This is a genomic window from Neorhizobium alkalisoli (genome assembly GCF_002968635.1).
Classification (GTDB): domain Bacteria; phylum Pseudomonadota; class Alphaproteobacteria; order Rhizobiales; family Rhizobiaceae; genus Neorhizobium; species Neorhizobium alkalisoli.
In genome coordinates, this window is record NZ_PVBN01000008.1 from 245,516 (window position 1) to 266,243 (window position 20,728).

The following is a 20,728-nucleotide window of genomic DNA, read 5'->3' on the forward strand; positions in this document are numbered from 1 at the left end:
ATGGGGAGAAGGAAGTGGCACGCCCTAGGGGAGTCGAACCCCTCTTCCCAGAATGAAAATCTGGTGTCCTAACCGATAGACGAAGGGCGCGTGCGCTTCGTGGTGGCGCCCTTATAGAGAGGTGTTTTCTTTCCCGCAAGCGCAAATTTCATGTTTTTCCACATCGCAAACGCGAAAAAACTTGCCGCGCGAAATATCCGTGCAACACGGCGCAAGTCAATGGAAAACAATGGTTTAGGGAGAAGGAAGTGGCACGCCCTAGGGGAGTCGAACCCCTCTTCCCAGAATGAAAATCTGGTGTCCTAACCGATAGACGAAGGGCGCCTGCGCTTCGTGGTGGCGCCCTTATAGAGAGGCGATTTCTTTCCCGCAAGCGCCAAAAGCATCTTTTTTGCAAAAAAATGACAGCTAGTTGTGGATTAAGAGGTAGTCCGAAAACGGCCAGGAATCAGCAGCTTACCGGGTTCCCTTGCTCGTCTGTGCCGCAAGCTGCCGCCGGTGCCGTCTGCTGCAGGCTGTAGACGCTGGAAGCCATGGCGTTGAAGTTGCGTCTGGGCAGTTCTGCCGGAACGGGACCGCTTGCAGATTGTTGGGCCGGCGGAGCCGGGGGATTGGCTGAAAAGATCGTACCGCTGCCGGCGCGCACCCCGGTGGGCTGGGTGACGAGCCCTGCCATGGAGGTTGGTTGGCTGGGTGCCGGCGGAAAGGCGCCCTCGGCCCCGGAAGCGACGGCAGCAGGCTCCGGGGCAGTTTGCGCGGTTTGCGCCTGCGGTTGTCCCGCAGCCTTGGAGATCGCCGGGTCGGTATAGAGGTTCGAAGCCGTGGCACCGCCCTTGGCGAGAATTCCCTTGGCGCTGGCCGGAGTGGCAGGTTGGGCCTGCGGCGCATCCGCGGTTTTCTTCATCGTGCTGCAGCCTGCGAGCGTCAGGGCGCACAAGCACGTGGCTGCGAGCAGCGCCGGGCGGATGTTTAAGGTGAATTGGTTTTTCGGCAAAGGCTGCCCCGTCGGCTTTTTCGCGCACGTCATGCCGCGAATCACATGTCCGAGCATCTCTGCGAATTGAGGCGGGGACAAGCGGCGCAACGGCCCGTTGCCCTCGCGAGGTCAGCTTGAGACAAGGTTGCGCCTTGGCTGGCGCGGCGGCGTCACCGCCGCGCCAGAGATTGCTACCAGGCGCCGGTATTCGGCATCGATGCCCAGGGTTCGGCGACGGGCAGGCTCTCGCCCTTCTGGAGGAGCTCGATCGAGATACCGTCGGGCGAACGGATGAAGGCCATGCGGCCTTCGCGCGGAGGCCGGTTGATCGTGATCCCGCTGTCCTGCAGATGCTGGCAGAGGTCGTAGATATTATCGACCTCATAGGCGAGGTGACCGAAATTGCGTCCGCCTGTATAATCCTCCGTGTCCCAGTTGTAGGTGAGCTCGAGGCAGGGGGCCTGATTTCGTTCGGCGGCTCCCACGTCGTCGCGGGCTGCGAGAAAGACCAATGTGAAGCGGCCCTTCTCGTTTTCGATGCGGCGGATTTCATCCAGTCCGAATACGGTTTTGTAGAAATGAAGCGAAGCATCCAGGTCTTTGACCCGAACCATGGTATGAAGATAGCGCATTAAGACGTCTCCCTCCGGTAAGCACCCCAGGGATATGGCGCAGACGCCAGCCTGGAGCAAGCCACCCTCAATAGACATCGGGGTGGATAAAGCCGAGACGGGGGCTTGCGCTGTAGGGTTAGCGGGATGTTAATCTATCCGCTAAGAATCAGTTAAAACCGTCATGTCGTAACGCGTAATCTGAGGGGCCGGAAGGATATGGCAGACAGGATGTCATCGAAGGGCGTTGCCGGTTTCGAGGAGCTTTCGGGTGAGCCAGTTGAGCTGATCGAGATCACCGGTGTCGTCAAATGGTTCGACGTGGCCAAGGGGTTCGGCTTCATCGTCCCGGACAACGGCATGCAGGATGTTCTCTTGCATGTCACTTGCCTGAGACGCGACGGATACCAGACGATCCTGGAAGGGACCCGGATCGTCGCGATGATCCAGAAACGGGATCGCGGCTACCAGGCCTTCCGCATCCTTTCCATGGATCAGTCGACCGCGGTTCATCCTTCGCAGCTTCCGCCGGTCCGGACCCATGTACAGGTGACGCCGACCAGCGGTCTTGAGCGCGCACTGGTCAAATGGTTCAATCGCACCAAAGGTTTCGGCTTTTTGACGCGGGGCGAGGGGACCGAGGATATTTTTGTCCACATGGAGACGCTTCGCCGCTTCGGCCTGACGGAGCTGCGCCCCGGCCAGGTGGTGCTGGTACGCTTCGGACCCGGCGACAAGGGGCTGATGGCAGCGGAAATCCATCCCGACAATCCCAATCCCGTGAGCCGGTCGCACTGATGCGTTTGCCGTTGCCGATCCTCTTCAAAAGCGCCCTCGGGGCGCTTTTTCTGCTCCTGGCGACTATGGTCCTGGCCCAGGATGTCACGTTCCCTCGCGATGACCTGTCGATCAGAACGGCCGGCGGCAAGACCTATCAGTTCTCGGTGGAGCTCGCCGTGACGGATGCGCAGCGCTCCCAAGGGCTGATGTTCCGCAAGACCATGCCTCCAGACCACGGTATGTTGTTTGATTTCGGCGAGGCTCGCCCGGTCGCCATGTGGATGGAAAATACCATCCTGCCGCTCGACATGCTGTTCATTCAGAGCGACGGCACCATCTCCCATATTCGGGAAAACGCTGTTCCCTATGCCCGCGACGTCATCGATTCGCGCGGGCCGGTAAAATTCGTCCTGGAACTGAACGCCGGTCGCGCGAAATCTCTCGGCATCAAGGTTGGCGACAAGGTCATCAGCCGACGGGTCGGCAACCGATAGCGGTTTCCCGCATCTTTTCTGTTTTGGTATGCGAACTTATCTATTTTTGGAGTTGCGGCACAAATAGGAACCGTGTATCTCGCAACCAACGTAGAACGGAGTGTAGCGCAGTCTGGTAGCGCATCTGGTTTGGGACCAGAGGGTCGGGAGTTCGAATCTCTCCACTCCGACCACGCTTTCAGGCGAGGCTTCACATACGGTCCGTCCATGGAGCGTTACAGGAATGTCTGCCAAGATTTATCGCCCGGCAAAAACCGCCATGCAGTCCGGCAAGGCCAAGACCCATCTCTGGGTGCTGGAATTCGACCAGGAACAGCCGCGCCGAATTGATCCTATTCTGGGCTATACCTCTTCCGGAGATATGAAGCAGCAGGTGCGCCTGACCTTCGAGAGCCAGGAACAGGCCGAGGCTTATGCAAAGCGTGAAGGCATTCCTTACCGCATCATCAAGCCGAAGGAAGCCGCCCGCCAGATCGTTTCCTACACGGACAATTTCCGCTTCAACCGGCTCCAGCCCTGGACCCATTGACCCTGCCGGCTTGGCCGGTCATTGCCGGGCAACAGGCCACTGATTGGCCCCTTAGCTCAACTGGATAGAGCAACTGCCTTCTAAGCAGTAGGTCGCAGGTTCGAGTCCTGCAGGGGTCGCCACCCATCGCCTGTCCGACACGAAGACTGCGGCAACACGTCCTACCTGACACATAAGTGACAGCCTCTTGCCCGCCGGTTCTTTAGCCCTATCGTCTCTTCAACAACGGAGAGCACTATGGCCCCTGAAGAGAGAATCAGACGTCACGAGGAAACGATCGCTCGCTTGGGGGAGGATATGGAGTGGCTGCGGGATACCGGATTTTGGACCGAAGCTGGTTCGAACGAAGATCTGATCGATGAGATCGAGCGCGCAATCAATCTCTATGTAAGCCTGATTAGAGAACTCACACGCCCTGTTGGTTGATGCGTCATGCCGATCAGCCAGGGGCATGCAGCCGGACTGGTACCTTCGACAGTCCCAGAGGAGAGACGGGTTCTCTTCCTCAAGTCCGTTATAGTGGGCTCAGGCCACTGACGGCTCGTTCAACTCACTGCTGTCCGTGCCGATCGTCATCGTATTGCCGCGCCATTCGAAGGAGCCTCCGATCCAGCTTCTGAGCCAGATCGCGGGCATCAAGGCATCGCGTACCACCATGGCGAGGCACAGTCTAAGCGATACGGGCCAGTTTTTGGCGACCGCCAGGCCCAATTCCGGAAGATAGGTGGCGGCGAGAATCGCTCCCGCCGGCGCGACCGGACTGATGCCGGCGATCACGGCAGCTGCGGTTCCAAGCGTGAGTGGCGGCACGACGCCGAGCAATATCTCGGGGGCGAAATAGACCGGAAAGGTCACGCGGCGAAGCCTCGCCCAGCGGCTCTGCCGCGCCCAGATTTCTCCGAGGTTGCGCCGGCCGAGCGGTTGTTCGAACGGCGAGGAAACGAGATGCACCTTGCGTCCCAGCCTGTTGACGAGCTTCGTGGCCGCCGCATCCTCGGCGATTTCTGCGGCCAGCGCGTCGATACCTCCTTCAGCGTCGAGCACCGGCTTGTACCAGAGCATGCTTTTGCCCTGGGCAAAGCCGAAACCGAGAGCCTCGCCGACATATTGCCAGCGGGCCTGGTGGCCGTTGAGAAAGGCACACTCGGTCTCGGCCCAAAACCCGTTCGGCCGGGAGCCGAGCGGCGTGGAGCAGACCAGGCCGGTGTCGCCCCGCCGGGCCGACATGAGATGCTCCACGTAGTCGGCAGGCATGAGAACATTGGAGTCGGCGAGAATCACCCAGTCGCTGGTGGCGGCCCGCCATCCCTTGACGCAGTTGTTCAGCTTGGGATTGGCGCTTATGCGGTCGTCGCCCACCAGAATGCGCGCCCGGATTTCCGGATGCGCCGCCATCGCCTCTTCGATCCTGGCGACGATCGGATCCCGTTCCTCGGCCACGCAGAAAATCAATTCGTAGTGCGGCCAGTCGAGCTTAAACGCGTGCGCCAAGGTCAATGCCGTGAAATTCTCGATGCCGCGCGCGGGGATGACGATCGAAACCGCCGGCCGGTCGGAAATGACGGGAGCCGGCGTGCCGAGCGGCGACAACCTCCATGTCGCTATGGCCAGGCTGATCAGGTTGATGAGCATGAGGGCCACTGCGGCGAAGGCGAAGTAATATTCCATGAACATGATCCCGATGGAGCCGCGCGCTGTCTCTGGCCGCAGCTCCGATACAGCCTCGATTCAGCGTCCCGAATGTGAACACATCATCGTCATGTGACAGGTGGATGACGGTATCGAGGACCGTTCGAATGCTGGCTTGAAATACGGCGCCGTCCATTCCGGACCGCGCTCTCACGTAAAGGCGCCCGCTCGAAGGTCGGGATCTTCAAAACCCCAGTCTCGCCATATTCCGGATTCTGAATTGCCGCATTATTTCGTATCATTGCGGGCGTCGGTTCCGCGCGTGTTTGGCGAGCGGCGGCAAGATTGGCGCAGGGCGACCGAGGTCGGCGGATGCGCTTCCAAGACATTTCAAAATCACTTTTGTCCGGGCGGCTCGATGGCTGCCCGTACGCTTCGCATCGTCCTTATGATTTTCAGCGGGGATCGCATGAATAGGATCTTTTGTGCCGCGACGGTATGCGCCTTTGCGGCTGTTTTTTCGCACGGTTCGGCTTTTGCGGACGACAAGCCACTGATCTGGAAACCTTCCAAGGCCTCCGAGACGAGCTATTCGGTGAAGCTCGGCCTCAAACTGCCGACGCGGATCGAGACCGAGGCCGGCATTTCCATGGGCGTCAATACGACGAACAGCGGAGCGCCGGTCGATACGCCTCTCAAGTTCTGGAGCAATTTCACGGCCGAAAAAACCAGGACGCCGGCCGGCCAGACCGGCCGTGACGTCGGTGTCGATCTCGACGGCAATACCGGCAGCGCCGGGATCACCATGAACTATTACGAAAAGGAAATCGCGACGCCTCAGATCGATATCGAGAGGCGCAGCAGCTATGGCGTTCACTATGACGGCGCTTCGGGCGAATGGCGGGGCGTCGACGCCAGCCAGTCAGTGCGGCTCTCGCATGCCGCAAGCGGCACGGCGCTGATCGGCCGTGCGACTGGCAGTGATGGCTTCAGGACCGTGACCGCTGGCGTGGCCATGGAAAAGAAGCTCGGCACGCGGATGACGGTGAGTGGCTCGATCGAGCGTTCATCGGACTCCGCAGCACCCGCAGCGCGGGTCGGCGCTCGTTATTTCTTCAGGTGGTAAAATGGAAAGGGGCGCCTGAGCGCCCCTGAAAGCCGGGTTGGTCAGCCGCTCAGTGCAGAATCTGGCTGAGGAAGAGCCTGGTGCGCTCATGCTGCGGATTGTCGAAGAACTCGGCGGGCGAGTTCTGCTCGACGATCTGGCCCTGGTCCATGAAGATGACCCGGTTCGCCACCTGGCGGGCAAAGCCCATTTCATGGGTGACGCAGAGCATGGTCATGCCTTCTTCGGCAAGGCTTACCATCGTGTCCAGCACTTCCTTGACCATTTCCGGATCGAGTGCGGAGGTCGGTTCGTCGAACAGCATGATCTTCGGCTTCATGCAGAGCGAGCGGGCGATCGCCACGCGTTGCTGCTGTCCGCCGGAAAGCTGGCCCGGATATTTGTTGGCCTGTTCCGGGATCTTGACGCGCTTCAGGTAATGCATCGCGATCTCCTCGGCCTGCTTCTTCGGCATCTTGCGGACCCAGATCGGCGCCAGCGTGCAGTTTTCCAGGATGGTCAGATGCGGGAAGAGGTTGAAGTGCTGGAACACCATGCCGACTTCACGGCGCACTTCGTCGATCTTCTTCAGGTCGTTTGTCAGCTCGATCCCGTCGACGATGATCGTACCGGCCTGATGTTCCTCGAGACGATTGATGCAGCGGATCATCGTCGATTTGCCGGAGCCGGACGGTCCGGCGATGACGATACGCTCGCCCTTCATCACCTTCAGGTTGATGTCGCGCAGCACGTGGAAATCGCCATACCATTTGTTCATGCCGACGATCTCGACGGCGACGTCGGTAGCGGAGACGGTCAGTTTCTTGGGTTGGGCGTCAGCCATTTTAATCCCCTTTGTTATTGTTTTGCGGCGATCACCGCTTGTAGCTCGTGTCGAGGTGCCGTTCCATGAACGCGGAATAGCGCGACATGCCGAAGCAGAACAGCCAGAAGATGAAGCCTGCGAAGATAAGTCCGGTAATCGGCGTCACCGGCGTGATCCAGGTCGTGTCGGTGAAGTTGAGCCGCACGATACCGAGCAGATCGAACATGCCGATGATCGACACGAGCGATGTATCTTTGAAGAGGCCGATGAAGGTGTTGACGATGCCTGGGATGACCAGCTTGATCGCCTGCGGCAGGACGACCAGCCGCATTGTCTGCCAGTAGCTGAGCCCGAGAGATTCGGAACCTTCGGTCTGGCCTTTGGGGATCGCCTGCAGGCCGCCGCGGATGACTTCGGCCATATAGGCCGACGCGAAGATCGCGACCCCCACGAGCGCACGGAGAAAATTGTCGATCGTCCAGCCGGTCGGCAGGAAGAGCGGCAACATCACGTTTGCCATGAAGAGAACGCTGATCAGGGGCACGCCGCGGATGATTTCGATGAAACCGACGCACAGCATCCGGATCACCGGCATTTTCGATCGGCGCCCGAGGGCAAGCAGGATGCCCACGGGCAGCGAGACGGCGATGCCGACGAAGGAGAGGATGAGCGTTACCATCAGGCCGCCCCAGAGAGGGGTTTCCACTTCGTCGAGACCGAAGACACCGCCATGCAACAGGAAGAAGGCGACAACCGGGAAAACGACGAAGAAGAGAAGGGCGGTTAGCCCCTTGCGAGGTAGCTTTGGGATCAGCAGCGGCACGAGCAGCATAACGAAGAGTGCGGCAACGACCATTGGCCGCCAGCGCTCCTCCAAAGGATACCGGCCGAACATGAATTGCTGGAACCGGTCGCCTACAAAGGCCCAGCAGGCTCCCTTCCAGCCCTCCGGCTGTATGCCGCCCTGTGCGACGGTGGTGCAGACGCTACGGTTGGCGCCCGACCAGACGGCGTTGAAGAAGAGCCAGTCCAGTATCCCAGGCAGCACCCAGATCAACAGGACGACCGCAACAAGGGTCAGGATCGTGTCTTTCGGGGTGGCGAGAAGATTGGTGCGAACCCAGCCGCTGACAGTCTTGGTGCTGAGTGGAGCGGGCTGGGCGTTCAGCATGTCGCTACGGACATAGGAAAGGTTTTTGATATCCATGAGCTTATCTTTCCACCAGCGCCATCTTGGCATTGAACCAGTTCATGAAGATCGATGTGGCGATGCTGATGGCCAGATATACCGTCAGCATGATGGAGATCGCCTCCACCGCCTGGCCCGTCTGGTTGAGCGTCGTACTGGTCGTGGAAAAGAGCTCGGGAAAGCCGATAGCAACACCGAGCGACGAGTTCTTCGTCAGGTTGAGATACTGACTGGTGAGCGGCGGAATGATAATGCGCATCGCCTGCGGCACGACGACGAGCCGGGTCGTATGCGAAGGATGCAGACCGAGCGCGAAGGAGGCTTCACTCTGTCCCTTGGCGACGCCCCGGATGCCCGCGCGGATCACCTCTGCGATGAACGACGCCGTATAAAGCGAAAGCGCCATGTAGAGGGCAACGAATTCCGGAAGGATGCGCGCCCCGCCGGTCATGTTGAAACGGCCCGCGATCGGGGAATCGAACGTGAGCGGCGCACCCATGATCAGAAATGCCAGGATCGGCAGTCCGATGACAAGGCCGGCGCCCGTCCAGATCGTATGGAACTGCTTGCCGGTCGCTGCTTGACGCTGCTTGGCCCATCTGGCGATGACGATGGTCGCAACGACCGCGACCAGCAAGGCGACGGGAATAACCCAGGCGCCTTCTCCCCAGATCGGATTCGGGAAGGCAAGACCGCGATTGTTGAGAAAGACGTTGAACGGCAGAGCGATCGAATCCCGCACCTGCGGCAACGAGTCCAACACCCCTTTGTACCAGAAGAAGATGATCAGCAGTACCGGGATGTTGCGGAAGACCTCGACATAGAGGGTGCAGAGTTTTGCGACGAGCCAGTTCCGCGACAAACGACCGAGGCCGATGATGAAGCCGATGATGGTGGCCGTGAAGATGCCGAGGATGGCGACGAGCATCGTGTTCAGAAAGCCGACGACGATCGCCCGGCCATAGGTGGAATCACTCGTATAGGCGATGAGCGACTGGCCGATATCGAAGCCCGCTCGGCCTCTCAGGAAGCCGTAGCCGGACGCCGTTCCGGAACGGGCAAGGTTCTCGGTGGTGTTGTGGAAGATCCACCAGCCGACGACGAGGACTATGAGGAGAGTGAGCACCTGGTAGAAAATACCGCGAAACTTCGGGTCGTACGCATAAGACCTCAGCGTACGAGCCTCCGAAGGCGCAATTGCAGCGTGATCTGTCATGCTGGCCTTTTCCCCTGTGGCCTGTTTCAGGCCTTTTTATATTTTGTCTATTGAAGATAAGGCGGCGTTGGCCGCCTTATCTGATCTTGAACGTGCGATTAGCGCACCGGCGGTGCGTATTGCAGGCCACCCTTGGACCACAGGGCGTTCAGGCCGCGCTGGATCTTGAGGGGCGTATTTGCGCCGATGTTGCGTTCGAAGACTTCGCCGTAGTTCCCGACGTTCTTGATGATGTTGTAGGCCCATTCATTGGTGAGGCCGAGGTCGGTACCGATCTTGGTGTCCTTCTCGACGCCGAGGAAGCGGCGGATATCCGGGTTGGTCGAGTTTTTCATCTCGTCGAGGTTCTTCTGGGTGATGCCGAAGTCTTCGGCCTGAACCATTGCGTAACCCGCCCAGGTGACGATGTCGAACCACTGGTCGTCGCCCTGACGGACGGCCGGACCGAGCGGCTCCTTGGAGATGATTTCCGGCAGAATGATGTGATCGTCCGGGTTGGAAAGCGACAGGCGCAGCGAATACAGGCCCGACTGGTCGGTCGTGTAGACGTCGCAACGGCCGGCCTGATAGGCGGCGTTCACTTCTTCGAGCTTTTCGAAGACGACAGGGTTGTACTGCAGATTGTTGGACTTGAAGTAATCCGCGAGGTTGAGTTCGGTCGTGGTGCCGGACTGGACGCAGACGGCGGCGCCGGAGAGTTCAAGGGCCGACTTCACGTTCAGGCTCTTCGGAATCATGAAGCCCTGGCCGTCGTAGTAGTTGACGTAGCGGAAGTTCAAGCCGAGCGAGGTGTCGCGGCTGATGGTCCAGGTGGTGTTACGGGCGAGAAGGTCGACTTCGCCGGACTGCAGAGCGGTAAAGCGGCTCTGCGCGGTGGTCGGCGTGTACTTGACCTTGGTGGCATCGCCAAAAACAGCAGCAGCGACAGCCTTGCAATAATCGACGTCGAAGCCGGTCCAGTTACCAGCCGAATCCGGAGCGGCAAAACCGGCGAGACCGGTGTTGACGCCGCACTGGACGAAACCCTTGGACTTCACGTTGTCCAATGTGGCAGCCGATGCGGCAGAGGCAAACCCCAGGACCGCTGCGCCAATCGCGGCTGACAGAAGCGTCTTTTTCATTTTCCCAACCTTTTTATCTGTGGCTTTGTGATTTGGTGACACCACGCCGCTCCCCGATTCCTTCGAATACGGCGGGTCGTCCGCCAACCTCCCGGTGCGGACGCTTACTATCTCATTCGCAAAACAACGCAGGGTCAAGTGTCGCCGTTTCGAATTGCGACGGAAATAAGGTAAATTCGTTAACTCGGCCCGCGAAACGATCAGATACCTAAAGTTTGGGCACTCCTTGATCAAAACGGAAGCGCTGCGTCCGAATGCCCTAAACCTTGAGGTCGTGGTTTGGGCTCCGGAAGGCGGGGTTGACCAGACCTTGTTCCGGCGGCAAAACTCTGCGCCTACCGCCAACGAAAGCATTCCCGGATATGAAGAAGAAAGAGTCCCTGCTTAACGGCGCCGGCGCCAACACGCGCCTCGCCCATCTGGGCCATGACCCCTTGGGATATCATGGCTTTATCAATCCGCCTGTCGTGCATGCTTCGACGGTCCTGTTTCCGGACTCTGCGACCATGGAGAAGCGTTCCCAGAAATATACCTATGGAACCCGCGGAACGCCGACGACGGATGCGCTTTGCGAAGCTCTTGACGAGCTGGAGGGCTCGGCGGGCACCATCCTCGTGCCGTCGGGTCTGGCCGCCATCTCGGTACCCTTCCTGGCTTATCTTTCGGCAGGCGACCACGCTCTCATCGTTGATTCCGTCTACACGCCGTGCCGCCATTTCTGCAACACGATGCTGACGCGGCTCGGCGTGGAGGTCGAGTATTACGATCCGGGAATCGGTGCCGGCATCGAGGCGCTGATCAAGCCCAATACGAGGCTCGTCCACACCGAGGCGCCCGGTTCCAATACGTTCGAGATGCAGGATATCCGGGCAATCGCGGATGTCGCGCACAAGCACCGCTGCGTCGTCACAATGGACAATACCTGGGCGACCCCGCTCTATTTTCGTCCCCTCGATTTCGGCGTCGACGTATCCATTCACGCGACGACCAAATATCCGTCCGGACATTCGGACATCATCATGGGCTCGGTTTCCGCGAATGCCAAGCACTGGCCGAAGCTTGAAGAGGCCCGAGTCACGCTCGGCATCTGTGGCGCGCCGGACGATTCCTATTTGATCCTGCGCGGTCTGCGCACCATGGGCATCCGTCTCGAGCATCACCAGAAAAGCGCGTTGGATATCGCGAAGTGGCTGGAGACGCGCGACGATGTGTTTAGCGTCCTGCATCCGGCCTTGCCGAGTTTCCCGGGCCATGAGATCTGGAAACGCGACTTCAAGGGCGCGAGCGGCGTCTTTTCCTTCGTCCTGAAGGCGGAAACCGACAAGGCCAGGGCGAAGGCGCACGCCTTCCTGGACGCTCTTTCCTTATTCGGTCTCGGTTATTCCTGGGGCGGCTACGAAAGCCTTGCCATCGCAGTCAATCTCTCCGATCGCACCATCCGCACGGCGCCGCCGGAAGGGCCGGTGATCCGCCTGCAGATCGGGCTCGAAGACGTCGCGGATCTGAAAAAGGACCTGGAGGCCGGTTTCGCTGCGGCCGTGGCCGCCTGATCATTGGGCCGTGAAGCCGTAGAGCCAGTCGAGGTCCGCCGCGAGCGATTGCGGCGGACGAAGGGACAGAACGATATCGCGGCCAAGGCGGATCGGACCGCGAGCATGATAGGCGAACCGGTTGAACAGGCCGCGGGCGCGAACCTTGGCAGCCCGTTCCCGTCGCACGGTTTCAAACGCCGGTAGCGCTTCCGCGAGGGAAAGGCCTCCCGCGACCCGATTGGCGAGCACGAACGCATCCTCGATTGCCATCGCCGCGCCTTGTGCCGCAAACGGCATCATCGCATGGGCCGCATCGCCGATCAGCACCTTGTCCCGACCGTTGTGCCAGCGCCCCGCGCTGACCTCGTAAAGGGGCCAGAATGTAGGGTTGGGCGCCTGTTTCAGCAGGTCGGCGATACGCCGGTCCCAACGGTGGAATTGAGACATCAGCATGTGTCTCTGAGCGTCGCTTGCTTCCGCATCCCAGGTTTGGCCGGGCGTCAGGCCCGATGCGATGGCGACGATGTTGAAACCGTCCATTTCCTTGAGGGGATAGGCGACGAGGTGGGTGGACGGCCCGAGAAACGCGGTGACCTGATTGGTGGTCAGCCATGTGGGCACGTCGCTGCGGGCAACGGTGAAGCGCCAAGCGATATTGCCCGAAAAATCCGGTTCCGGAGCGCCGGGAATAGCAGCGCGAAGGTTGGACCAGACGCCGTCGGCACCGACGATCAACGGGTAGTCCCTATTGGTCATCGCCGCCAATGCCTGGTGAACGTCGTCCCGGACCGGCGCCTCGAGATGTAGGGTGCAGAGCGGGTTTCGTTCGACCGCCGCAAGCAGTGTTTTCTGCAGTGTTGCGCGATGAAGGACACCGTAGGGCGCGCCCCAGCGTTCGCGGGCGAAGCGGCCCGCCGGTACATGGGCCAGGGGCCTCAGCGAGGTGCCGGACACCAGCGCGATCCGCTCTGGTTCCGCCCATACCGCCTCGAGCGGGGCAAGCACGCCAAGTCGGGCAAGCACCCGGGAAGCATTCGGTGAAATCTGCAGGCCGGCGCCGACCTCCACCAGTTCGCCCGCCTCTTCAAAGATGTCGCAGGATATACCGTGCCGGGCGAAAGACAGCGCAGCCGTCAGCCCGGCCACGCCGGCACCGATGATTGCTACCCTTTCGATAGGCATCCGCTAAGACCGGGCGCTTCAGGCAGCCTTGAGGTGGAAGACGCAACCGGGCGGGTCCGTCTGTTCTGGCTTCAGCGACGGATTGTAGCGATAGAGGGTCGAACAATAGGAGCAGACCTTTTCATTGTCGTCGCCCATGTCGATGAAAATATGCGGATGATCGAACGGCACCGACGCGCCGGTGCACATGAATTCCTTTACGCCGATCTGGACCAACCGATGTCCGCCGTCGTTCTGGAAATGGGGAATGCTGTGCCCGGCCATGATGGTCTCCATGCGTCTGATTTGAGGCGGACAATACCGTCCCGTATTCCAAATGTGTAGTGGGAAAACCGCCGCAGGCTCTTCGATTTCGTGTGATGCCCGGCTTCAAAGCGCGCGGCGGATCGCCTATGTTCCGCCCAAAAGGATGCCCCGATGAATCTCAATGCCCCCGCCTTTTCCTCTTTCCACCACGACGGGCTGAAGCTCGCCTATTTCGACGAGGGCGATCCGTCGGGCGACCCGGTCTTGCTCATTCATGGATTTGCTTCCAGCGCGCTGGTCAACTGGGTTCATCCGGGCTGGTTGAAGACGCTCGGCGACGCAGGTTATCGGGTGATTGCCATGGACAACCGCGGCCACGGTTCGAGCGACAAGCCGATGGATTCGGAAGCTTACCGCCCCTGGGTGATGGCGGAGGACTCGATCGCGCTGCTCGACCATCTGCGCATTCCCGAAGCGCATCTGTTCGGTTATTCCATGGGTGCGCGGATCTCGGTCTTCGCAGCACTCGCCCATCCGGATCGGGTCCGCTCGCTGGTGCTCGGTGGTCTCGGTATCGGCATGACGGACGGGGTAGGGGATTGGGACCCGATCGCCGACGCTCTTCTTGCCCCTTCGCTCGATGATGTCAGCCATGCGCGCGGCCGCATGTTCCGTGCCTTCGCCGATCAGACCAGAAGCAACAAAGAAGCTCTTGCGGCCTGTATCCGCGGCTCCCGAGACCTTGTTTCGCGCGCCGATATGGGCAGGATCGATGCGCCGACATTGATCGGAGTGGGCACCACCGACGATATCGCGGGCTCGCCACAGGAGCTGGCGGCGTTGATGCCGCATGCCGTGGCTCTCGACATTCCCGGCCGCGATCATATGCTCGCCGTTGGCGACCGGGTCTTCAAGAAAGCGGTTCTCGATTTCTATGCAGGGCTCTCGGAGCGATAGCCGCCCCGGGGAAGGTCCGAGGTTTCTTCATGCTAACGATCAACGGAATGCAATTTTGAGGCCGTTGGTCTTCCTGTAAACTTATTCTATATAGTGAGCCTGAAGGTAGAACGAGGAGACGGCTATGGCCGCGAGAATTGACGCCCGCCAGAAGGAGCAGGTCGCGACGGTGGATCCCATTTGGGATACGCTGCGGGAAGAGGCGCGCATGGCGGCCGAGCAGGATCCGCTGCTTGCGGCCTTTCTTTTCTCCACGGTGCTGAACCATCATTCTCTCGAGGAATGCGTAGTGCATCGCATCTGCGAGCGCCTCGATCATCCGGACTTGCAGGCCGTGCTTCTGCGTCAGACTTTCATGGAAATGCTTGAGGATTGGCCGGAATGGGGCGCCATTCTGCGTGTCGATATCCAGGCTTTTTATGACCGTGATCCCGCCTGCCTGCGGTTTATCGAGCCCGTTCTCTATTTCAAGGGCTTCCATGCTATCCAGACGCACCGGCTGGCCCATTGGCTCTTTGACCGCGGCCGCCGCGATTTCGCGCTCTACCTGCAGAGCAGGTCGTCGAGCGTTTTCCAGACGGACATCAACCCGGCCGCCCGCATCGGCAAGGGCATATTCCTGGATCATGCGACGGGCCTCGTGGTGGGCGAGACGGCGGTTATCGGCGACAACGTATCGATCCTCCATGGCGTCACCCTCGGGGGCACCGGCAAGGAGGGCGCTGACCGCCATCCGAAGATCGGCCACGGCGTGCTGATCGGCGCCGGGGCAAAGATCCTCGGCAATATCGAGGTGGGCTCCTGCTCGCGTGTCGCTGCAGGGTCGGTGGTCTTGAAGGCTGTTCCGCCGAAGTCCACCGTCGCGGGCGTTCCCGCTAAGGTGGTCGGGGAAGCCGGGTGTTCCGAACCGGCCCGCCTGATGGATCAGCTTTTAGGCGCGGACATCTGAAATTCCGGCGCCTTGCTCGACAGCAGAAAGAGCGGCCGCACCTCCTGGCCGCTTTACTTTCGCCTTTGTCCCATGTCAAAAGCGCCGCAACTTGAATCGCTGACGGAGAGAATGGTGAAACCGGACGAAATCAAGAAGCTCGACGCCTATTTCAAGCGCGTGATCAATCCGCAGGCGGTCGTCAAGGCACGCCCGCGCAAGAATGATTCGGCAGAGGTTTATCTAGGCGAGGAATTCCTGGGCGTCGTTTATGTGGACGACGAGGACGGCGACCGTTCCTACAACTTCTCGATGGCGATTCTCGACGTCGATCTCTGATTGCCCGCTCGAGGCAACTGCGAAGCGGGCCTTATGGTCCGTTTCTTGATTCAGGGCTGTCGCAATTGCGCGGAAAGCCGCGTTGAGAGCCCTTTCAGATGCCTGAAAATCTTTCCCAAATCATCGCATCGAATCAGTTTTCGCTCCGCCTGGGCAAAGGTTGGGGTCCCGGTCATTTTGCATTGCACAAAACAGCCTTGACTTTTGCCGGATGGGTCGGTTGTATGAGCTTCTCCGAATAGAACAAGGGATCAGGCTATGTTCAATTTCGATGAAGCCAGCAAGAAGAGCAAGGAAGCGATGGACGGTGTGCTGAAAAGCTATACGGAAGTCGCCAGAGGGTTCCAGGCAATCGCTACCGAAGCGAACGACTATTCCCGCAAGTCCTTCCAGGAAATGACTTCTTTCGTGGAAGCGTTCACGGGAGTGCGCAGCATCGAGGCGGCTTACGAACTCCAGACCAAGTACATCAAGTCGACCTACGATGGTTTCATCGTCGAGGCGACCAAGATGAGCGATATGTACGCAGACCTCGCGAAGTTGGCCTATAAGCCGTACGAGGCACCGGTTGCCAAATCGACCGCCATCACGACCGCAAACGCGGCCTGACGGCGGGTAAAGCCTTTTCAACGACGCCTTCACGATCGAAGGCCGGCGGCGTTTCGCGTTGCCGGCCTTTTTGATTCCGGCAAATGCGGAAAACCCTGTTTTTCCGCATCTTCGCGGTCTCTCTAGCGGAATAGTGATTGCGTGGGCGCAAAGGGGGCTTAAAATCGCTACTCAGTGAACTACGTTAGGAAGACTGAAGTTCGGCTGATCGGCCCTTCACTGAACCGCCGCCGGATTCCTGGGGAATGAATGAAGATGATCGCACCGCCGATCTTTATGCAACGAGAAAAAGGTGGAGACGGAGATAACGCGGGCCGCGGAACCTCAGTCATCACACGCACGAAACCCAAAACCAAACGGCCCAACCTTTATCGCGTACTCCTGTTGAATGACGACTACACTCCAATGGAATTCGTCATCCACATTCTGGAGCGTTTCTTTCAGAAGGATCGGGAAGCCGCGACGCGCATCATGCTCCATGTCCATAATCACGGCGTGGGGGAATGCGGAATATTTACATACGAAGTAGCGGAAACCAAAGTGTCCCAGGTTATGGACTTCGCCCGGCAACACCAGCATCCGCTGCAATGTGTCATGGAAAAGAAGTGAGGAACCCGACGTGCCAACATTTTCGCCTAGTCTTGAAAAGGCGCTGCATCAGGCACTGACCTTCGCGAACGAGCGGCATCACGAATATGCCACGCTCGAACACCTGCTTCTGGCATTGATCGACGATGCCGACGCAGCGGCGGTCATGGGCGCTTGTAACGTCAATTTGGAAACCCTGCGCAAGACCGTTGCCGACTATGTCGACAACGAACTTGCCAACCTCGTCACCGGTTACGACGAGGATTCGAAGCCGACTTCCGGCTTCCAGCGTGTCATTCAGCGCGCCGTCATCCACGTCCAGTCCTCCGGCCGTGAAGAAGTCACCGGCGCCAACGTTCTCGTCGCGATCTTCGCGGAACGGGAAAGCCATGCTGCCTTCTTCCTGCAGGAGCAGGAAATGACCCGCTACGACGCGGTCAACTACATTTCTCACGGTATCGGCAAGCGTCCGGGGGCCTCCCAGACCCGCACGCCGCGCGGTTCCGAAGAAAGCGATTCCGATTCGAAACCTGCCCGCGAGCAAGAGGAAGGATCGGCCAAGAAACCGCAGGATGCGCTCAAGGCCTATTGCGTCAATCTGAATGAAAAAGCCCGCGAAGGGCGCATCGATCCTCTCATCGGCCGCAATGCCGAGGTCAACCGGACGATCCAGGTCCTGTGCCGCCGCTCCAAGAACAACCCGCTCTATGTGGGCGATCCGGGCGTCGGCAAGACGGCGATCGCCGAAGGCCTCGCCAAGCGGATCATCGAGGGCAAGGTGCCGGAAGCGCTTGCCGATGCCACCATCTTCTCGCTCGACATGGGCACGCTGCTCGCCGGCACCCGTTATCGTGGCGATTTCGAGGAGCGGCTGAAGCAGGTCGTCAAGGAACTCGAGGATTACCCGGGAGCAGTACTCTTCATCGACGAGATCCACACCGTCATCGGCGCCGGAGCCACGTCGGGCGGGGCCATGGATGCCTCGAACCTTCTGAAGCCGGCGCTTTCCTCGGGTGCGATCCGCTGCATCGGCTCGACTACCTACAAGGAATACCGCCAGTTCTTCGAAAAGGACCGGGCCCTGGTTCGGCGCTTCCAGAAGATCGACGTCAACGAGCCGTCGATCGACGATGCGATCGAGATCATGAAGGGCCTGAAGCCTTATTTCGAGGACTATCACAAGCTGCGTTACACCAACGAGGCGATCAAGTCCGCCGTGGAGCTCTCGGCGCGCTACATCTCCGACCGCAAGCTGCCGGACAAGGCGATCGACGTGATCGACGAGACCGGGGCGGCGCAGATGCTTCTGCCGGCCTCCAAACGCCGTAAGCTGATCACCGAAAAGGAGATCGAGGCGACGATCGCCACGATGGCGCGGATTCCGGCAAAGACCGTCTCCAAGGATGACGAGATGGTTCTCGCCAACCTCGAAAAGGAACTGCGTTCGGTCGTCTACGGGCAGGACGCGGCGATCGAGGCCCTCTCGACGGCGATCAAGCTCGCCCGCGCAGGCCTTCGCGAACCGAACAAGCCGATCGGCTCCTACGTCTTCTCCGGCCCGACCGGCGTCGGCAAGACGGAAGTGGCCAAGCAGCTTGCGTCGTCGCTCGGCGTCGAACTGCTGCGGTTCGACATGTCGGAATATATGGAACGCCATACGGTCTCGCGGCTGCTTGGCGCACCCCCCGGCTATGTCGGCTTCGACCAGGGCGGTCTCCTGACCGACAGCGTGGATCAGCATCCGCACAGCGTCGTCCTGCTCGACGAGATCGAGAAGGCGCATCCGGATATCTACAATATCCTGCTGCAGGTCATGGACCACGGTTCGCTGACCGACCACAACGGCAAGAAGATCGACTTCCGCAACGTCATCCTGATCATGACGACCAATGCGGGCGCATCGGAAATGGCCAAGGCGGCGATCGGCTTCGGTTCGTCGAAACGCACCGGCGAGGATGAGGAGGCGCTGAACCGCCTGTTCACCCCCGAGTTCCGCAATCGCCTCGATGCCGTGATCCCGTTCGCGCCGCTGCCGACGGAGGTCATCCATCAGGTCGTGCAGAAGTTCGTCATGCAGCTCGAGACGCAGCTTTCCGAACGCAACGTCACGTTCGACCTGCATCAGGACGCCATCGCCTGGCTTGCCGACAAGGGCTATGACGAAAGAATGGGTGCCCGTCCGCTGTCGCGGGTCATCCAGGAGCACATCAAGAAGCCGCTGGCCAACGAGATCCTGTTCGGCAAGCTGCGCAAGGGTGGTGTGGTCAACGTCACGGTTGGCAAGGGCGAGGACGGCAAGGACAAGCTGATCCTGGATGCCATTCCGGAGACGACGCCTGTGAAGCCGAAGCCGGAGGCAGAGGTGGAAGAGGCCGTCGAGGAGGCCGAAGCGAAGGTTTCGAAGCCCAAGGCACCGAAAAAGTCGGCGCCGAAGGACAAGGATGGCGGTTCTGCAAAGGCGCGCGCCATGGTCGATGCCGACGTGATCGCCGAGACGACCCCCCCGGCGGCTCACAAGACCCCTGCGCGCAAGGGATCGACGGTGCCGCGCGTGCCGAAGAGTAAATAAGGCTGTTGGATCTAGCCATTGCGATGCCGGGCTTGTCCCGGCATCGTCTTTTTTGTGACTGTCCCCGATACCTCCGGAATGCCGATGTCTCCAGATAGCGACGATCGTAGCCCCTTGTCCTGGTTCCTGACCGGCATGCGGGGAATGCTTTCGCTGCCGGCGCTGATCCTCATGACCTCGATTGTCGGGTTCAGCGCCTTCGCACTGGAATCCGGGCTCACGCGCGCAGAGGCGGTTTTCATGTCTTTCGCGATCTGGGCGCTGCCGGCACAGGTGATCCTGGTCGGCACCATGGCAAGCGGCGCCAATATCGCAGCCTGCTTTCTGGCGGTCACGCTGTCCTCGATCCGGATGATGCCGATGGTGGCCTCGGTCGTCCCGGAGATGCGGACGAAGCGGACGCCGACATGGCTCCTTCTGATCCTCTCGCATTTCGTCGCGATCACGGCCTGGGTCTTCGCGATCACCACGCTGCGCAACGTGCCGCGTCAACACCGTGCGATCTATTTCGCGGGTTTCGGCGTCACCCTGACCACCTGCGGCACGCTGGTGGTTGCGATCTTCTACGGGATCGCCGCAAGCTTTCCGCCGCTGATCGCGGGCGTGCTTTTCTTTCTGACGCCGGTCTATTTCAACGCCTCGATCTGGGCGAGCGCAGGCCAGCCGGTGGTGAAGCTCGCCTTCGTGATGGGCGTGGTTCTGGGACCGCTTCTTGCACTGGTCACGCCTGAATTCGATGTCCTTTATGCCGGCATTGGCGGCGGCACGGTGGCATATCTCATCGATAGGTGGAGGCGAAAAAGAAGACGTGGGGAAAAGGGGGGCGTGCGGTGATCGACGAGTACTGGACCTTCATCGTCATCATTGTCGCCGGCTTCCTCGCGACGGATATCTGGCGCTGGCTCGGCGTCGTCGCCGGCAATCGGTTGAACGAGGAGTCCGAGGCGCTTTATTGGGTGAGGGCGGTGGCGACATCGCTCGTCATGGCCGTTACGGCGAAGCTGATCGTTTTTCCGAACGGAACGCTGGCGGAATCGCCTCTCTGGCTTCGGCTTGGGGCGGCCGGCATCGGTTTCGCCGTCTTCCTGGCGACCGGCCGCAAGGTTGCGGTCGGAGTCGCCGTGCCGATGGGGCTCCTGATTGCCGGCCTCTGGTGGACCGGCTTCGGAAGCCGCTAGAGCGGTTCATGTTTTGACGGAAGCGTATCCGGCGTTTACGAAGTAGTTACTGCATTCGCCGGGTTGGATTGTTGTGACGAGAGAGCCGATGTGTCGCCACGTGTCCTCGATCGTTCGCTTTTGG

General features: G+C 60.0%; 23 protein-coding genes, 4 tRNA genes and 1 pseudogene. 16 read left to right on the forward strand and 12 right to left on the reverse strand.

Annotated features, from left to right (window positions below):
• Positions 1 to 15: 15 nt before the first annotated feature.
• The 4 genes from C5L13_RS18735 to gloA all read right to left on the reverse strand — a co-directional run bounded on the left by C5L13_RS18735 (position 16) and on the right by gloA (position 1,608).
• A tRNA-Glu gene (locus C5L13_RS18735) sits at positions 16 to 90 on the reverse strand.
• A 159-nt stretch (positions 91 to 249) separates the two neighbouring features.
• Positions 250 to 324: transfer RNA gene (locus C5L13_RS18740), tRNA-Glu, on the reverse strand.
• A gap of 124 nt (positions 325 to 448) precedes the next feature.
• Positions 449 to 904 (reverse strand): hypothetical protein, encoded by a 456-nt coding sequence (locus C5L13_RS18745; protein ID WP_158693478.1) that lies wholly within the window; start codon positions 902 to 904, stop codon positions 449 to 451.
• 263 nt (positions 905 to 1,167) lie between these two features.
• The gene (gloA, locus tag C5L13_RS18750) at positions 1,168 to 1,608 is read right to left on the reverse strand and encodes a lactoylglutathione lyase (RefSeq protein ID WP_105384778.1); all 441 of its coding nucleotides are present in this window, start codon (positions 1,606 to 1,608) and stop codon (positions 1,168 to 1,170) included.
• A 198-nt stretch (positions 1,609 to 1,806) separates the two neighbouring features.
• Between gloA and C5L13_RS18755 the strand changes: the two genes are divergently transcribed.
• The 6 genes from C5L13_RS18755 to C5L13_RS18780 all read left to right on the forward strand — a co-directional run bounded on the left by C5L13_RS18755 (position 1,807) and on the right by C5L13_RS18780 (position 3,816).
• Positions 1,807 to 2,385: a cold-shock protein gene (locus C5L13_RS18755; RefSeq protein WP_105372484.1), complete on the forward strand. Its 579-nt coding sequence runs from the start codon at positions 1,807 to 1,809 to the stop codon at positions 2,383 to 2,385.
• Positions 2,385 to 2,861, forward strand: a complete 477-nt coding sequence (locus tag C5L13_RS18760; protein ID WP_105384779.1) for a DUF192 domain-containing protein — start codon at positions 2,385 to 2,387, stop codon at positions 2,859 to 2,861. The genes C5L13_RS18755 and C5L13_RS18760 overlap by 1 nt, the downstream gene beginning before the upstream one ends.
• Positions 2,862 to 2,957: 96 nt before the next feature.
• Positions 2,958 to 3,034, forward strand: a tRNA-Pro gene (locus C5L13_RS18765).
• 50 nt (positions 3,035 to 3,084) lie between these two features.
• Positions 3,085 to 3,390: an ETC complex I subunit gene (locus C5L13_RS18770; protein ID WP_105372486.1), complete on the forward strand. Its 306-nt coding sequence runs from the start codon at positions 3,085 to 3,087 to the stop codon at positions 3,388 to 3,390.
• Positions 3,391 to 3,435: 45 nt separating this feature from the next.
• A tRNA-Arg gene (locus tag C5L13_RS18775) sits at positions 3,436 to 3,512 on the forward strand.
• A 115-nt stretch (positions 3,513 to 3,627) separates the two neighbouring features.
• Complete coding sequence (locus C5L13_RS18780) at positions 3,628 to 3,816, forward strand: hypothetical protein (RefSeq protein WP_105384780.1); 189 nt, start codon at positions 3,628 to 3,630, stop codon at positions 3,814 to 3,816.
• A gap of 99 nt (positions 3,817 to 3,915) precedes the next feature.
• Here C5L13_RS18780 and C5L13_RS18785 read toward each other — a convergent pair whose 3' ends face one another.
• Complete coding sequence (locus C5L13_RS18785) at positions 3,916 to 5,058, reverse strand: glycosyltransferase (RefSeq protein WP_105384781.1); 1,143 nt, start codon at positions 5,056 to 5,058, stop codon at positions 3,916 to 3,918.
• A 430-nt stretch (positions 5,059 to 5,488) separates the two neighbouring features.
• Between C5L13_RS18785 and C5L13_RS18790 the strand changes: the two genes are divergently transcribed.
• Positions 5,489 to 6,145 (forward strand): hypothetical protein, encoded by a 657-nt coding sequence (locus C5L13_RS18790; protein ID WP_158693479.1) that lies wholly within the window; start codon positions 5,489 to 5,491, stop codon positions 6,143 to 6,145.
• Positions 6,146 to 6,194: 49 nt separating this feature from the next.
• On the opposite strand, the gene C5L13_RS18795 is transcribed toward C5L13_RS18790, so the two are convergent.
• From C5L13_RS18795 to C5L13_RS18810, 4 genes are all read right to left on the reverse strand, one after another.
• Positions 6,195 to 6,968 (reverse strand): amino acid ABC transporter ATP-binding protein, encoded by a 774-nt coding sequence (locus tag C5L13_RS18795; RefSeq protein ID WP_105384783.1) that lies wholly within the window; start codon positions 6,966 to 6,968, stop codon positions 6,195 to 6,197.
• 31 nt (positions 6,969 to 6,999) lie between these two features.
• The gene (locus C5L13_RS18800; RefSeq protein ID WP_105384784.1) at positions 7,000 to 8,157 is read right to left on the reverse strand and encodes an amino acid ABC transporter permease; all 1,158 of its coding nucleotides are present in this window, start codon (positions 8,155 to 8,157) and stop codon (positions 7,000 to 7,002) included.
• Positions 8,158 to 8,161: 4 nt separating this feature from the next.
• Positions 8,162 to 9,355, reverse strand: coding sequence for an amino acid ABC transporter permease (locus C5L13_RS18805; protein ID WP_105384785.1), 1,194 nt, complete (start codon positions 9,353 to 9,355; stop codon positions 8,162 to 8,164).
• 98 nt (positions 9,356 to 9,453) lie between these two features.
• Positions 9,454 to 10,476: an amino acid ABC transporter substrate-binding protein gene (locus tag C5L13_RS18810; protein ID WP_105384786.1), complete on the reverse strand. Its 1,023-nt coding sequence runs from the start codon at positions 10,474 to 10,476 to the stop codon at positions 9,454 to 9,456.
• A 362-nt stretch (positions 10,477 to 10,838) separates the two neighbouring features.
• Here C5L13_RS18810 and C5L13_RS18815 point away from each other — a divergent pair, with 362 nt between their 5' ends.
• A complete protein-coding gene (locus tag C5L13_RS18815; RefSeq protein ID WP_105384787.1) occupies positions 10,839 to 12,026 on the forward strand; it encodes a cystathionine beta-lyase in 1,188 nt (395 codons plus the stop codon).
• Here C5L13_RS18815 and C5L13_RS18820 read toward each other — a convergent pair whose 3' ends face one another.
• Together C5L13_RS18820 and C5L13_RS18825 are read right to left on the reverse strand one after the other, a co-directional pair.
• Entirely contained in the window at positions 12,027 to 13,190 is a 1,164-nt protein-coding gene (locus C5L13_RS18820) for an FAD-dependent monooxygenase (protein WP_105384788.1), read from the reverse strand.
• 18 nt (positions 13,191 to 13,208) lie between these two features.
• Positions 13,209 to 13,454 (reverse strand): zinc-finger domain-containing protein, encoded by a 246-nt coding sequence (locus C5L13_RS18825; protein ID WP_105384817.1) that lies wholly within the window; start codon positions 13,452 to 13,454, stop codon positions 13,209 to 13,211.
• A 153-nt stretch (positions 13,455 to 13,607) separates the two neighbouring features.
• Between C5L13_RS18825 and C5L13_RS18830 the strand changes: the two genes are divergently transcribed.
• From C5L13_RS18830 to C5L13_RS18865, 8 genes are all read left to right on the forward strand, one after another.
• Positions 13,608 to 14,393 carry an alpha/beta fold hydrolase gene (locus C5L13_RS18830; protein ID WP_105384789.1) on the forward strand — a complete coding sequence of 262 codons (786 nt, stop codon included), beginning with the start codon at positions 13,608 to 13,610 and terminating at the stop codon, positions 14,391 to 14,393.
• 124 nt (positions 14,394 to 14,517) lie between these two features.
• The gene (cysE, locus tag C5L13_RS18835) at positions 14,518 to 15,342 is read left to right on the forward strand and encodes a serine O-acetyltransferase (protein ID WP_105384790.1); all 825 of its coding nucleotides are present in this window, start codon (positions 14,518 to 14,520) and stop codon (positions 15,340 to 15,342) included.
• Between the two features lie 114 nt (positions 15,343 to 15,456).
• The gene (locus C5L13_RS18840; protein WP_105372612.1) at positions 15,457 to 15,660 is read left to right on the forward strand and encodes a DUF3126 family protein; all 204 of its coding nucleotides are present in this window, start codon (positions 15,457 to 15,459) and stop codon (positions 15,658 to 15,660) included.
• Positions 15,661 to 15,918: 258 nt separating this feature from the next.
• On the forward strand, positions 15,919 to 16,269 hold the full coding sequence (locus tag C5L13_RS18845; RefSeq protein ID WP_105384791.1) for a phasin family protein: 351 nt from the start codon (positions 15,919 to 15,921) through the stop codon (positions 16,267 to 16,269).
• A 255-nt stretch (positions 16,270 to 16,524) separates the two neighbouring features.
• Complete coding sequence (gene clpS / locus C5L13_RS18850) at positions 16,525 to 16,878, forward strand: ATP-dependent Clp protease adapter ClpS (RefSeq protein ID WP_105384818.1); 354 nt, start codon at positions 16,525 to 16,527, stop codon at positions 16,876 to 16,878.
• Positions 16,879 to 16,888: 10 nt separating this feature from the next.
• The gene (clpA, locus tag C5L13_RS18855; RefSeq protein ID WP_105384792.1) at positions 16,889 to 19,426 is read left to right on the forward strand and encodes an ATP-dependent Clp protease ATP-binding subunit ClpA; all 2,538 of its coding nucleotides are present in this window, start codon (positions 16,889 to 16,891) and stop codon (positions 19,424 to 19,426) included.
• Between the two features lie 84 nt (positions 19,427 to 19,510).
• A complete protein-coding gene (locus C5L13_RS18860; RefSeq protein ID WP_105384793.1) occupies positions 19,511 to 20,260 on the forward strand; it encodes an AzlC family ABC transporter permease in 750 nt (249 codons plus the stop codon).
• A complete protein-coding gene (locus tag C5L13_RS18865; RefSeq protein WP_105384794.1) occupies positions 20,257 to 20,604 on the forward strand; it encodes an AzlD domain-containing protein in 348 nt (115 codons plus the stop codon). The genes C5L13_RS18860 and C5L13_RS18865 overlap by 4 nt, the downstream gene beginning before the upstream one ends.
• 6 nt (positions 20,605 to 20,610) lie before the next feature.
• Here C5L13_RS18865 and C5L13_RS29025 read toward each other — a convergent pair.
• Positions 20,611 to 20,728 (reverse strand): annotated as a pseudogene (locus tag C5L13_RS29025) (IS630 family transposase); the annotation flags it as partial.